Below are 13,354 nucleotides of genomic sequence, written 5' to 3' on the forward strand. Positions count from 1 at the left end.
ATGATCCGCCACCTTGTCCACCTGCGCTTTGCTGACACCGTGTCAGAGGGTGAAAAACAAGCGCTCTACGATGATCTGGCCGCGCTTTCGGGCCATATCGACGGCATTCTGGATTTTCAGCACCGTAAGAATATCTCGGTCGAAACGCCCCTGGTGCGGGGGTTCAACGACATGTTCTGGTTTGATTTTCGGGACATTTCGGTGCGTGACGCTTACCTTGTGGACCCCACCCATCAAGAAATTGGCGGACGGATTGTGGCCAAACTGGAGGGCGGCGCGGACAGCGTCTTTGTCTGCGACATTGAGATGTAGCACCCGACAGCGCGGGTCAGTCCGCCGTGGCAGGGCCTGCGTGACGCTCAGCAACAGGCGCGAAAGCGGCTGACGATCGTGTCTAGAACCTCATCGGGGTCGTGTTTCCACCAGTTTTCAGCCGAGAAAATCTCGACCTCGCACAGCCCGTAATAGCCGGCAGATTCTACCGCATCACGCAGGGCACGCAGATCGGCGACGCCGTCTCCCATCATACCGCGATCGAGTAAGACGTCGGTCGTGTCGGCCAGCCAATCACACAGGTGATATCCCAATATGCGGCCTTGCGCTCGGCGGGCCAACGTGTCGGCCAGCGTAGTGTCCCACCAGACATGGTAAACGTCGATGGCAACGCCCACATTTTCTGCTCCAACAGCATCGCAAACATTCAGCGCATCAGCCGCTGTCATCAGACAGGTCCGGTTCCCGGCTGTCGCGGGGTTCAGGGGTTCCAGCGCTAGGTTAACGCCTCGGTCCGCTGCATAAGGCGCCGCCCGCGCCACCCGGTCGGCCAGGATTTTCTGACTGTCCAGAACGCCTTTGGTTCCGGGCTCTGGTCCGCCAGTGACGATAGTCAGGACGTTCGTCCCAAGGCCTGCGGCCTGATCAATGGACAGGTAGAAATCATCCATAATCTGCTGGTCCGAGGGCAAGGCCAGCGGCCCGGTCAGAAATGGCGTTCGGCACAGACCGACCACTTGCATCCCTGCCGCGCGCACCCGGTCGCCGATTTCTACCTCGCGTCCACTCAACTCGCGCCGCCAGAAGGTGATGCCGCCATAGCCGCGCGCCGCGCAGGCGTCGATCACCTGCTCGGGCGACCATCCGGCACCATAGCCATCGAGATTATGGCCCAACGTAGCCGTATTCAGCGCCAGCGCAGAATGATCGTCAGAGAAATCGCGCAAAATCAGACCCCGTAGAGCTTCAGCATATGCCCCATGCGCGCAACCGCCAGATCAGGGTCGCGCAACAAGCCGCATTTTTCTGCCATTTTGAAGCAATCGGTGAAATAGGGCAAAGACCGGGTCGCCTGCGCGCCGTTCAGCATCACGAAATGATCCTGAAACCCGTTCAGCCAAGCCAGAAACACCACGCCGGTTTTGTAGTATTGCGTGGGCGCGCGGAATATGTGCCGGGCTAGCGGAACGGTCGGGTCCAACGTTGCGCGGAAGGCCGCGGTATCACCTTCGCTCAGTTTGCTGACCGCATAGGCCGCCGCCGGGGCGAGGGGGTCGAATATCCCCAGCAGGGCGTGCGAAAAGCCTTGCTCATCACCCTCGATCAGTTCGGGGTAATTGAAATCGTCGCCGGTATACATCTTGACGCCGTCTGGCAGAAGGCGGCGCATGATGATCTCTTTTTCCGCGTCCAATAGCGAGATTTTAATGCCGTCGACCTTGTCCGGATTAGCGCGGATCACGGTCAGTGCGGTGTCCAGCGCATCGTCAAAACCTGCGCCACCCCAATACCCAGCAAGCTGCGGGTCAAACATCTCGCCCAACCAATGCAGGATGACCGGGTGATCGCAGGCCTCCAGCACGTCGGAATAAACCGCGATATAGTCATCCGGCCCCGTCGCCACCTTGGCCAGCGCCCGAGACGCCATCAGGATAATGCGTCCGCCCAGCTTTTGGATTGCTTCGACCTGCTCCAGATAAGCGCGGCGGACATCGTCCAGCGACGTGGCATCTGCCGGATCCAGATGATCCGTCCCACAGCCATTGGCGACCAGAGCATCCGGCAGCTCTTCTTTCGTGCGCCGGATCAGCTCCAATGCGCCGGTCCAGTCCAGCCCCATGCCTCGTTGGGCGGTGTCCATCGCTTCGGCGATGCCCATACCCATCCCAGCCAAATAGTGGCGGAATTCCATGGTCTTGGCCCAATCCACATGAGCAGGACCTGTAGGGTCGTGATCACCAAACGGGTCCGCCACGACATGGGCAGCGGAATACAGCACGCGGGCAGAATTGGGCGTCAGCTTCGACGGCGCAACAGGGGTGCCGACAAGGGCATAGTCATGCAGCGTTCCGGCCGAATCAGGCAGTTTGATCTTCATCAGTCGACCTCAGAAACGGGGGACCAGCATCCCGGCATCGGCCGAGATCACCTGTCCGGTGGTATAGGGAAGTTTGCCGCTGGCCAGCGAGGCGATGATATTGCCCATATCCTCGGGCTGACCGACACGCGGGAACAGGGTCAACCCATCCTTGGCGCGCTGTTCATAGCTGTCGATCACCGGGGCGGTCATCTCGGTCGCGATCAGTCCGGGCTGCACGTCGTAGACCGCGATATTCTCGGGACCCAGCCGCACGGCGAAGGTTTTCGACACCATCGCCGCCGCCGCTTTTGACGCGCAATATTCCGCGCGCGGCGCCGCGACTGCGGACGCGTTTGACGAGGTCACGTTGACGATTGAATGGAACGCGTTTGCATCGCGATCCCGCGCCAGCAGACGTTTGGCAAAGGCCTGAGACAGAAAGAACATTGCCTTTGTGTTGATTTCCATACAGCGGTCATAGCTTTCTTCGGACACCTCCAACAGATCTCCGCGCTGAAGAACGCCAACGCCGGCATTGTTGACCAATGTCGTCAGAGGGCCCAGCTGGTCTTCGATGGCCGACAGTTGCGCTTCATGAGCGTCGATGGTCGAGACGTCGAACGCAGCCGCCACGGCCGGAACACCAAGGTCGCGAACCCTGTCCAGCGCGGCCTGCAACTCTGCGTCCGCTTCCGGGCCGTTCACAGCGATGGCAAACCCTTGTTTTGCCAAGGCTATGGCAGCCGCCAGACCAATCCCGCGGGACGATCCTGTTACTAATGCAACCTGTCTGCTCATGTAGCAGCCCCTTTTGCAAGCAGTTCCCGTGCGATGATCATACGTTGAATTTGGTTGGTGCCTTCATAAATCTGGGTGATCTTGGCGTCGCGGTAAAGCCGTTCAACCTCAAAACCGCGAATATACCCGGATCCACCAAAGACTTGCACCGCATCCGAGGACCGCCGCACAGCCATGTCGCCGGCAAAGCATTTTGCCATAGAACATGCCTTGGTTGCATCCTGACCTGCGTCGATTTTGTAAGCGGCAGAATGAACTAGCAAACGGGCGGCTTCGACGTCTTTGGCAATATCGGCCAACAACCACTGGACACCCTGAAAATCTGAGATCGGCTTGTTGAACTGTTTGCGCTGCTGCGCATAATCCGTTGCGGCTTCTAGACCGGCCTGACCGATCCCCACTGCAAGAGCAGCGATGCCTACGCGGCCTTTGTCCAGAACGCTCATCATCATGTGGAACCCGCGCCCTTCTGTGCCCAACAGCGCATCGGCCGGCAGGCGCACATCGTCGAAGGAGAGCGGGCCAACCTGGCTGGCGCGCTGGCCCATCTTGATCTCTTTCGGGCCGCGCGTAACGCCGTCAGCATGCAGGTCGACCATGAAAATCGACATGCCGCGATGCCCGGCCTCGGGGTCGGTACGAGCCAGAACAAAACCCACATCCGCAACGGGCGCGTTGTGAATCCAGATTTTACCTCCATTCAACACCCAGCCGTCGCCATCACGTGCCGCCGTAGTGCGGATGCCAGACACGTCGGTGCCCGCTTCGGGTTCCGTTATGCAATAGGCAGGGCGCATTTTTGCGGCCAGCAATTCCCCCAACCATTTGCTTTGTTGCTCGGCCGTCCCGTGGCGCACCAGTAGGGTCGTCACCAGTTCAAGAAGGCCACATTGATCCGCGATTGAGGCGTAACCATGAGATAATTCCTCCATCACCAAGGCATAGGTCAAAGTGTCGAATCCGGGCCCTCCCAATTCTTCAGGTACGCCGATACCGAACAGGCCGAGTTCAGCCATTTGGTCATAGATTTCAGAGGGAAAACGAGAATCGCGATCTAGTTCTTCCGCGGCGGGGCGAATGACATCCTGTGCGAACTGGCGGGTCATATCGCGGACCTGGATATGTGTTTCGGTCAGAAACATGGTGGCGTCCCCAAATGTAACTAATCAGTTACTAATATGATGTCCTAGGTGCCCGCGTCAAGTGGCTTGATCGAGAGTGTGAATTGATATAAATAACCAAACAGTTACTTATAAGAAGGCAGATCGGACCGCCCCGGTTTGCGCAAGGGAGGTTTGCATGACACCAAATTCCAAGGCCAAATTCGGCCGCGTAGATCTTGAAGTATCCACCTTCGGCTTTGGCACTGCGCCGATTGGCAACATCTTTCGCGAGATTGACGAGCAAACCTCGGACGCGATGATTCAGCACGCTTGGGATGCTGGTGTTCGCTATTTCGACACGGCACCAATGTACGGCCACGGCCTGTCCGAATTGCGCACCGGCCAAAGCCTGCGCTGGAAGAATCGGGACGATTTCATCCTGTCCTCCAAGGTTGGGCGTGTTCTGAAACCGGCGCGCCGTCAGGATATCAACTTTGAACCTTGGACCAATGCTGCCCCCTTCACCATGCATTTCGACTACAGCTATGACGGTGTGATGCGCTCGTTCGAGGACAGTCTGCAACGCATGGGGCTGGAACGGATGGATATCTGCTTTATCCACGATATCGACGTGTTCACCCGTGGCGACGAACAGCCCGAAGTGTTCAAGCAGGCAATGGATGGGGCCTGGAAGGCACTGGAAAGCCTGCGCAATCAAGGCATTGTCAAGGCGATTGGCGTAGGCGTCAACGAATGGGAAGTCTGCCACGCCGCCTTGGAACAGCGCGACTTTGACTGCTTTCTGCTGGCCGGACGCTATACGCTACTGGAACAGGATGCTTTGAATAAATTCCTTCCCATGTGTGAAGAGCGCGGCGCCGCCGTTGTCGTGGGTGGGGGGTTCAACTCAGGCATTCTGGCGACCGGCGCCAAAGAAGGGGCCAAGTACAACTATGCGCCAGCCCCGGCAGACATAATGGAAAAGGTCCGTAAAATCGAAGCCGTCTGCGCCGAGTATGATGTTCCACTGCCGGCAGCCGCGCTGCAATTTGTCGTCGCCCACCCGGCGGTACCGACCTTCATGGCTGGAACACGGACGGTCGAGCAGTTGGACCAGAACCTCAACTGGTTCAGCCACGACATTCCATCCGATTTCTGGGCCGATCTGAAAACCAAAGGGTTGCTGCGCGAGGACGCTCCGGTTCCCGCATGACTGGGCTCCTAAAGGCCGGCACCTACGGGTTTCATGACCTGGAAACCGGTGATCTTATACATACCGAAACGGCCGAGATATCGGCGGACCTGATCACGAGCTTTGCGAACCTAACCGGGGACCGTTACGCGCTGCACCTGGATGATGACGTCGCGCGCGCTCGCGGCTTCAAATCTCGGGTGGCCCATGGACTTTTGGTGCTTTCGGTGGTCGATGGGCTGAAGTTCCAGGCCGAAGCAAAACTGGATGGTCTTGCTTCATTGGGTTGGGATTGGCGCTTTGAAAACCCGGTATTTGCAGGCGATAGGATACGAGCCGTTCTGACGGTGACGGCAAAACGCATCACCGCGTCTGGCAAGCGCGGGATCATCGCGTTCCACTTCGATGTTCTGAACCAGGATGATCAGCGGGTTCAGCAGGGTACCAACGAATTGATCTTTGACTTATAGATGGGGAAGAGATGTCGGTTTCGATCTCGAAAAAGATGATCACGTGCAGCGCGGCGTCCACAGCCGTTCAGGCGGCCATAGGGTACGCTCAGGAAAATGGCTGGGCAGTTGCCGCAATCGTCGTTGATGCCAGCGGTCACATGCTGGCGGCGGGGCGGATGGACAACGCGCCAGCGGCTGTTGCTGGATTTGCATTGGACAAGGCCCGAACCGCGGTCCTTGGCAAATCCACCCAGGATTTCGCAAAACGCATGCTGTCCGGGCCAGAGCTCCAACTGGGAATGGTCAATCGCCCCAATATTTGCGCATGGGAGGGCGGGATTCCGGTTCACGAGAATGGAGTTCTGATCGGCGCGATTGGCGTATCTGGCGCAGCAGGGCCAGAGGACGTGCAATGCGCCAAGGCCGGACTCGACGCGATCGGCCTCTGACCTCAAACAATCAATGCCCGGCTTCTGGCGTTGCCAGCGCCGAGCGCGCACCGAAACAAAAGCCCAGCTTATGCAGCCGGGCTTTTGAGTTATGAGCGGCTCAAAGCCCCCATTTCTCGCGGTTCTGGTCGAAGAACCCTTGGGCTTTTTTGACTTCGATCCAGTTGTTCACATAGTTGATCCAGACCTGATCGCCCTGCGGCAGGATCATCGCAATCGGCGAGGGTGACCGTGGGCCCGCATTCTTGACTCGCACAACCGGGAATTTTTCTTCCAACGTTGAGCCTTCGATATTCGAGGTGATGAACACGTCGGCACGCCCGGCGATCACCTCCTGAAAGCCGCGGGCCGGGGCCTCGACCACTTTGATCTCGGCATTCGGGAACCATTCACGCACACGTTTTTCAAAGGTGGTGCCCAAAGTGGTGGCGACCTTGACGCCCGACTGGTTGATCGAGTCATACCCGTCGAACTTGTCAGCCTTGTCCTTGGTTGTGTAGGGGAACAGTTCGACCGAGATATAGCTGTCCGAGAACCCCGCGACCTTCATGCGCGGCGGTGAGATCGAGGCCGAGCCCGTCAGGTGGTACTTGCCTGCCACGACGCCATTGACCAGTGTTTTCCAGTCGGTCGGCACATACTCGACCTCAACCCCCAGATCGGCGGCCAGTTCGTTCATGATGTCGATGTCATAGCCCTTGTAGCTATTGGTCGCCGGATCGCGCAGCGACATAGGGTTCCAATCCCCCGTGGTACCCACCTTCAGCACGCCGGAATCCAGCACCTCGTTCAGGGCCGACTGCGCGTTGGCTGCACCCGTCACGACCAGACTAAGCGCCGCAATGGCGGCGGCTTTGCATATACTCTTCATGGACTTCTCCTGTTGGTGGTGTTTCGACTTCGTGGCCGCTTTCGTGGTTGATTTAAGCGCAAAGCCAAAGATAACCTCAAGAAAATATTCTAATATCAACAAAAAGGGGCAGGTCGGCCAATGTCAGAAGCCGCCATAGAACTTGCGGGCGTAAACAAATGGTTCGGCGACTTTCATGTTCTGAAAGACATCAACCTGACCGTGAATGCCGGGGAAAAGGTCGTCATTTGCGGCCCTTCCGGGTCGGGCAAGTCCACGGTTGTCAGATGTATCAACCAATTGGAAAAGCACCAGAAAGGCGCGATCCGGGTGGATGGGGTCGAGCTGACCGACGATCCCAAATCCGTCGCCACGATCCGGTCCGAGGTTGGCATGGTGTTTCAGCAATTCAACCTGTTTCCGCATCTGACCGTGCTTGAAAACCTGACCCTCGGCCCGATCAAGGCGCGAGGCCTGTCCCGCAAGGAAGCCGAGGAAAAAGCCCGCCACTATCTGGACCGCGTCCATATCCCCGATCAGGCCGACAAGCGCCCCATTCAGCTTTCGGGTGGCCAGCAACAGCGCGTCGCAATTGCCCGCTCTCTGTGCATGGAGCCGCGCGTATTGTTGTTCGACGAACCGACCTCGGCCCTGGACCCCGAGATGATTTCCGAAGTGTTGGACGTCATGGTCGAACTGGCGCAAGAGGGGATGACCATGGTTGTCGTCACGCACGAGATGGGTTTTGCCCGCAAAGTGGCCGACAAGATGATCTTCATGGATGCCGGTGAGATTGTTGAGGAAGGGCACCCCGAACATTTCTTCACCAACCCGCAATCCGAGCGCTGCCGCAAATTCCTGTCGCAGATTCTACAGCACTGAGAGAGGCCGATGAAAAAACTTCTGCTGATCGTGCCCTTGCTGTTGCTGGCGAGCTGTTCTTCGTCCCAGACTTGGGGCTGGTATGTGATCGACCCGACCACGCAATCGGGCTGGACGAATGTGAAATTCCTGATCTCGGGCATGTGGGCGACGATCCAGATCTCGCTGATCGCCGCCGTGTTGTCGATCGTACTCGGCCTGATGGTCGCGCTGCCCGGCCTGTCAGAGAAACGCGGCTGGCGCTGGGTCAACCGGATCTATGTCGAATTCGTTCGCGCGATTCCTCTGCTGCCGATGCTGTTCTGGGTGTTTTACGGCCTGCCCATCGTGTTCCAGTCCATGGGATTGAACATCCCAATCGATCCTTTCTGGGGCGCGATTATCACGCTGGCGATTTCCGACAGCGCCTTTACGGCCGAGATTTACCGCGCGGGCATTCAATCCATCGCGCGCGGCCAACGCGAGGCGGCGCAGACCATCGGGCTGAACTATGTGCAGACCATGCGCTATGTGATCCTGCCGCAGGCGATCCGGCGCATTCTGCCGCCGCTGGCCAACCAGTTCATCTACATCGTCAAGATGAGCGCCTTTGCCAGCGTCATCGGGATGCAGGAACTGACCCGCCGCGCGAATGAGTTGGTGGTGACGGAATACCGCCCGCTGGAGATCTATACGCTGCTGATTTTCGAATACCTGATCCTGGTTCTGATCATCAGCGCGGGCGTACGCTGGCTGGAACGCCGCATGGGCGCGGATGAGCGCGGATAAGGAGAAACAGTAATGGACTGGAAAGACTTCATGGCCGAGACCGAGGCCAATATCGGCACCCTGTCAAAAGAAATCCCCGACACCGTGCGCGGCTTCGGTATCATGGGCAAGGCGGCGAAAACCGACGGCGTCCTCAGCGAAAAGACGAAGGAATTCATTGCTCTGGGGATTGCCATCTCCACTCGCTGCGACAGTTGCATCGGGTTCCACGTCAAGTCCCTGGTCCGTCTGGGGGTCACGCGCGGCGAACTGTGCGAGGCCCTGTCCATGGCCACCTATATGGGCGGCGGCCCATCCTTTGCCTACAGTGCCAAAGCACTGAAAGCCTTTGACGAATTTTCGGAGTAACCCCCATGCGCCCTGATCTGGCCGGAGCTGAAGGCTACATTCGCAACACCTGGTATGTCGCCGGACGGTCTGAAGATTTTGGTCGCAACCTGACCGCCCTGCGTATGTTGGACGAAGAGATTGTCATCTACCGCGACACCGTTGGCAAAGCCATCGTGCTGGAAGATGCCTGCCCACACCGCAAACTGCCCCTGTCCCAAGGGACAATCGAGGGCGACCACGTGGTCTGCGGCTATCACGGGCTGACCTTCGGCTGTGGCGGCGAATGCGTCAGTGCGCCAACCCAGTTGGACAATCCACCCCGCCGTGCCGCAGTGCATGCCTATCCAGCCGAGGATCGCTGGGGCTTTCTGTGGCTGTGGATGGGCGACCCGGAGCAGGCCAGCACAGATGACATCATCGACATCCCCAATTTCGACAACCCGGACTGGGGCAAAACCCAAAAGGGCGCGATGGAGATGGCATGTCACTACCTGTATATTATCGACAACCTGCTTGACCCCAGCCATGTGGCCTGGGTGCACCTGACCTCGTTCGCTGGGGCCGGAACCGACAACCGCCCGCTGGATCTGGAGGAAACAGAGAACGGAGTCATCGTCTCGCGCTGGATCGCGGATGAGCCCGCGCCACCCTATTACGCGCCGATCCTGCCCTTTGGTCCAAGCTGTGACCGCAAGCAGCACTATGAATGCCGCCTGCCCGCGACGGCGATTAATATGTCCGTCTATACTCCAACGGGCGAGGGTGGGGCGGACCGACCCTTTTCAGCAAACGCGTTTGTCAATATTTCGTACAACTTCATCACGCCGGTCGATGGTGAGAACTCACGCTATTTCTGGTTCCAGCATCGCAACATGCATGCGGATGACGCGGCCATGTCTCAGCGTATGTTTGACGGTGCAGTCATGGCGTTCAACGAGGACAAAGAGGTTCTGGAACATGTCCAGACCGGCATGGCGCGCCGTAAGACAGGGTATATCAATCTGGGGCTGGACGCAGGCGCCATGCGGTTCCGGGCCCGTGTCGCCAAACTGATCGCCGGGGAAGAGGCCGCGCGACTAGCCGGCTGACAACCGGCCGTTCGGGCCTTGACCGACCTGTTGCGCAGGGGCGTCGAACACGGCCCGGATGCTGGGATAGGCCTCAAGAATATCGGAGCCGCCCTCAATCAGCTCGGGCCGGAATACGCCGTGCTCCCACACGGCCACGCCGTCGACGCGGATTGTGGGATCCAGCACGTTCAGGCAGATCTCACCCGGCGCATAGTTTCCGCAGGTATGGAAATGCATCAAACGGGGGTTGCCAAAGGCCGAGCCGCTCCAGCGTTCGTAATTCTCATGCGCGGGGGTGGGGTAGGCGCAGCCAGGGTGAATGCCTGCGTGCCAGGAATGCATTGTCATCGGGTCTAGGTCGAACATCTGGCCGACCTTCTCGTAGTGCATCTGCGCGCAATGCACGTCCATCGGATGGCCCGAGAAGCCCGTTAACCTGTTGTCTTCAAACGCGACCGCAAGCGGTTCCTGCAAATCGCAGCCATATGGTTCGTAGAATTTCGACCCGGTCCCGACCAGAAACCCATCCTGTATGACCAGGCCCGAAAACCCCGCCGAAGGTACCGGCGCAAAGACCGACATTGGAAAGCGGGTCACGCTGACATCCGCCGCACTGGCGGTCGGGAATGCAGCGCCCGGTCCGCAGAAATCGGTGCCAAGCGGGCAGGTGACATGAATGTGCGTCGCATCCGCCAGCGCTGTGTTCACCGCATTCTTAAGCGCGACAAACCCCGCGTAATCGGCCGAGCCAAATCCCGATCCCAACATCTCGACATCCAGCGCATAGGACATGATCGGCCGGATATTCGTAATCTCGGGATTAAAGCGAAGCTGATCACCCGTGCGCGACAGGAACAATGTGCGATCGGCTGCCTTCATTTCAGCCACGACGGACTGCGGCAGTCGCGCTTCCATCGGGTCAAAGGGTATGGTTTGCACCGACGCCCTGACGCCGTTCTGACGGGCGCATTCCACAATAACATCAGCGATCTCGGAATCGTAATAGGCGTAGTCGGGGTCTTCGCGCAGCACAAGAAGGTGGTCGCCTGACGACAGCCCGGCGCAGTTGAACAACAGGTTTTCAGCGCCCGCTTTCTGGTTCGGACGAATCATGATGGTGGCTCCTGCGCGATGTCACGGTGCAGACTATCCCGCTCACGATCCTGTGATCTAGCAAAAATGACTGTGCAGAAAAAATATCTGCTGACACCCGCGTTGCCTTCGCCCATAACCTGAGGTCGTTCTAGACAGGAGGCCCCGGCATGAGCGCTTGGATCGAAATGGTTTCGGATGATCAGGCCGAAGGCCGGTTGAAAGAGCTTTTGGACAAGGCTCGCACCCCGCATGGCACGGTCGACACCGTCATGCGCGTCCATTCCCTGCGGCCCGAAACGATGAACGGGCATGTCACGCTGTACCGCTCGGTCCTTCATTCCGACGACAACCAGCTGCCGTTTTGGTTTCTTGAGATTGTGGCCAGCTATACTTCGATACTGAACGATTGCACCTATTCGCTGACCCATCACTTCATGAATGTGCGCAACCTGTTGAAAGACCAACCCCGCAGCGACAGCATCTTTACTGCCCTGAAGGCGCACCGCCCCGAGGATGAGTTCGAGGGCAAAGAACTGGCGTTGCTGCGATACGCGGGCAAATTGACCACCGATGTCGGCCGAATGGTGAAATCGGACTTTGAGGCTTTGAAAATCGCAGGCTGCTCTGACGGAGAGATCCTCGAGGTCAATCAGGTCTGCGCCTATTTCAACTATTCCAACAGATTGCTCAACGGGCTTGGTGCAACGACCGAGAATGATGTCATCGGCTACTACAAGGCCGATGAGGAACCACTATAGGGGCCGCGCAACGCGCCCCTTGGACAGCGACGAACTAAAACCACGAGGCGACAATGCACATCAAACCGTTCGGCGTTGAAATGTGGATGAACGAGTTCGAGACAACTTGCGAGCTCAACCTGGCCGAAACCTGTGTGGAATCCATCACGTTGGGCGAGTTGCTTGAGATGTCTGGTCAACACAACAGCATTCTGAATGACCTGTCGGCGATGAAGATGTCCTATGGCGCAATCGAAGGGTCGGATCGGTTGCGCGATGCAATCAGCGGCATGTACGAAACCCTGAACCGTGACAATATCCTGACCACCCATGGCACCATCGGTGCCAATGCACTGGTACATCAAACGCTGGTGTCGCGTGGGGATCACGTGATTTCGGTCATTCCGACCTATCAGCAGCATTATTCGATACCCGAAAGCATTGGCGCAGACGTCCAACTGTTGCACCTGCGGTCAGAAAACGCGTTCCTGCCCGACCTGGACGAGCTGCGCGCGATGATCCGCCCAGATACGCGGTTGATTGCGATCAATAACCCCAACAATCCAACCGGTGCGCTGATGGATCGTGCGTTGCTGGACCAAATCGTGGATATCGCCCGAAGCGTGGACGCCTGGCTGCTATGTGATGAGGTGTATCGCGGCACCGACCAGACCGGCGACGGGTTTACCGCATCGGTCGCGGATATCTACGAAAAGGGGATCAGCACAGCCAGCACCTCAAAGACGTTTTCATTGGCGGGGCTGCGCGTGGGCTGGATTGCCGGACCAAAAGACATGCTGAACCAGGTGATGATCCATCGCGACTATAACACCATCTCGGTCGGTGTCGTGGACGAGTTTCTGGCCGCGATCGCGCTGGAAAACCGTGACAAGATACTGGCCCGCAGCCAAAGGATCACGCGCGAGAACCTTCAGATTGTAAAGGACTGGATCGCGTCGGAACCTCTGTTGAGCTGGGTCGAGCCTATGTCCGGCACCACCGCGCTGCTAAAATACGATCTGCCGATGACATCGCGCGATCTATGCGTCGCGCTATTGCAAGAAGAAGGCGTGATGCTGACCCCAGGCAGCGCGCTGGAAATGGAAGGCTGGCTGCGGCTGGGCTATACTAATCCGACGGCAGATCTAAAGCTGGGGCTGGAACGTTTTTCGGGTTTCCTTACTCGTCATCGAGCCAACACAAGCAGCTGAAAACAAAAGCCAAGGGCATAGCTTGTGTGTTTGCTTGCGGTTCGAAAGCGGCTGAACAAAGGCC

16 protein-coding genes are annotated in these 13,354 nt (G+C 58.1%); 10 read left to right on the forward strand and 6 right to left on the reverse strand.

Annotated features, from left to right (window positions below; all coding sequences use genetic code 11):
- Window positions 1–312: a Dabb family protein gene (locus ACR3E7_RS19910; protein WP_480504642.1), complete on the forward strand. Its 312-nt coding sequence runs from the start codon at window positions 1–3 to the stop codon at window positions 310–312.
- A gap of 47 nt (window positions 313–359) precedes the next feature.
- Here the strand turns inward: ACR3E7_RS19910 and ACR3E7_RS19915 are convergent, their stop codons facing one another.
- Genes ACR3E7_RS19915 through ACR3E7_RS19930 form a run of 4 tightly spaced genes read right to left on the reverse strand, consistent with a single transcriptional unit; the run spans window position 360 to window position 4,293 of the window.
- Entirely contained in the window at window positions 360–1,220 is an 861-nt protein-coding gene (locus ACR3E7_RS19915) for a sugar phosphate isomerase/epimerase family protein (protein WP_170789149.1), read from the reverse strand.
- Between the two features lie 2 nt (window positions 1,221–1,222).
- A complete protein-coding gene (locus ACR3E7_RS19920; RefSeq protein WP_480504640.1) occupies window positions 1,223–2,371 on the reverse strand; it encodes a dihydrodipicolinate synthase family protein in 1,149 nt (382 codons plus the stop codon).
- A gap of 9 nt (window positions 2,372–2,380) precedes the next feature.
- Complete coding sequence (locus ACR3E7_RS19925) at window positions 2,381–3,151, reverse strand: 3-ketoacyl-ACP reductase (RefSeq protein ID WP_480504638.1); 771 nt, start codon at window positions 3,149–3,151, stop codon at window positions 2,381–2,383.
- Window positions 3,148–4,293 carry an acyl-CoA dehydrogenase family protein gene (locus ACR3E7_RS19930; RefSeq protein WP_480504636.1) on the reverse strand — a complete coding sequence of 382 codons (1,146 nt, stop codon included), beginning with the start codon at window positions 4,291–4,293 and terminating at the stop codon, window positions 3,148–3,150. The genes ACR3E7_RS19925 and ACR3E7_RS19930 overlap by 4 nt, the downstream gene beginning before the upstream one ends.
- A 157-nt stretch (window positions 4,294–4,450) precedes the next feature.
- Here ACR3E7_RS19930 and ACR3E7_RS19935 point away from each other — a divergent pair, with 157 nt between their 5' ends.
- Genes ACR3E7_RS19935 through ACR3E7_RS19945 form a run of 3 tightly spaced genes read left to right on the forward strand, consistent with a single transcriptional unit; the run spans window position 4,451 to window position 6,347 of the window.
- Window positions 4,451–5,467: an aldo/keto reductase gene (locus ACR3E7_RS19935; protein WP_170783524.1), complete on the forward strand. Its 1,017-nt coding sequence runs from the start codon at window positions 4,451–4,453 to the stop codon at window positions 5,465–5,467.
- A complete protein-coding gene (locus tag ACR3E7_RS19940; protein WP_480504634.1) occupies window positions 5,464–5,916 on the forward strand; it encodes a MaoC family dehydratase in 453 nt (150 codons plus the stop codon). The genes ACR3E7_RS19935 and ACR3E7_RS19940 overlap by 4 nt, the downstream gene beginning before the upstream one ends.
- An 11-nt stretch (window positions 5,917–5,927) precedes the next feature.
- Window positions 5,928–6,347: a GlcG/HbpS family heme-binding protein gene (locus ACR3E7_RS19945; RefSeq protein WP_480504632.1), complete on the forward strand. Its 420-nt coding sequence runs from the start codon at window positions 5,928–5,930 to the stop codon at window positions 6,345–6,347.
- A 100-nt stretch (window positions 6,348–6,447) separates the two neighbouring features.
- Here ACR3E7_RS19945 and ACR3E7_RS19950 read toward each other — a convergent pair whose 3' ends face one another.
- Window positions 6,448–7,218: a transporter substrate-binding domain-containing protein gene (locus ACR3E7_RS19950; protein WP_480504630.1), complete on the reverse strand. Its 771-nt coding sequence runs from the start codon at window positions 7,216–7,218 to the stop codon at window positions 6,448–6,450.
- Between the two features lie 120 nt (window positions 7,219–7,338).
- Between ACR3E7_RS19950 and ACR3E7_RS19955 the strand changes: the two genes are divergently transcribed.
- Genes ACR3E7_RS19955 through ACR3E7_RS19970 form a run of 4 tightly spaced genes read left to right on the forward strand, consistent with a single transcriptional unit; the run spans window position 7,339 to window position 10,265 of the window.
- A complete protein-coding gene (locus ACR3E7_RS19955; RefSeq protein WP_170772181.1) occupies window positions 7,339–8,079 on the forward strand; it encodes an amino acid ABC transporter ATP-binding protein in 741 nt (246 codons plus the stop codon).
- A 9-nt stretch (window positions 8,080–8,088) separates the two neighbouring features.
- Complete coding sequence (locus ACR3E7_RS19960; protein WP_170789163.1) at window positions 8,089–8,847, forward strand: amino acid ABC transporter permease; 759 nt, start codon at window positions 8,089–8,091, stop codon at window positions 8,845–8,847.
- Between the two features lie 12 nt (window positions 8,848–8,859).
- Window positions 8,860–9,195, forward strand: a complete 336-nt coding sequence (locus tag ACR3E7_RS19965; protein WP_480504628.1) for a carboxymuconolactone decarboxylase family protein — start codon at window positions 8,860–8,862, stop codon at window positions 9,193–9,195.
- A gap of 5 nt (window positions 9,196–9,200) precedes the next feature.
- Complete coding sequence (locus ACR3E7_RS19970) at window positions 9,201–10,265, forward strand: aromatic ring-hydroxylating dioxygenase subunit alpha (protein ID WP_480504626.1); 1,065 nt, start codon at window positions 9,201–9,203, stop codon at window positions 10,263–10,265.
- Here the strand turns inward: ACR3E7_RS19970 and ACR3E7_RS19975 are convergent.
- Entirely contained in the window at window positions 10,254–11,360 is a 1,107-nt protein-coding gene (locus tag ACR3E7_RS19975) for a hypothetical protein (protein ID WP_480504624.1), read from the reverse strand. The genes ACR3E7_RS19970 and ACR3E7_RS19975 overlap by 12 nt on opposite strands.
- 149 nt (window positions 11,361–11,509) lie before the next feature.
- Here ACR3E7_RS19975 and ACR3E7_RS19980 point away from each other — a divergent pair, with 149 nt between their 5' ends.
- Entirely contained in the window at window positions 11,510–12,100 is a 591-nt protein-coding gene (locus ACR3E7_RS19980) for a carboxymuconolactone decarboxylase family protein (RefSeq protein WP_480504622.1), read from the forward strand.
- A gap of 53 nt (window positions 12,101–12,153) precedes the next feature.
- Entirely contained in the window at window positions 12,154–13,290 is a 1,137-nt protein-coding gene (locus ACR3E7_RS19985; protein ID WP_480504621.1) for an aminotransferase, read from the forward strand.
- The last annotated feature ends 64 nt before the right edge of the window (window positions 13,291–13,354 follow it).

Source organism: Ruegeria sp. BK1 (assembly GCF_056535645.1).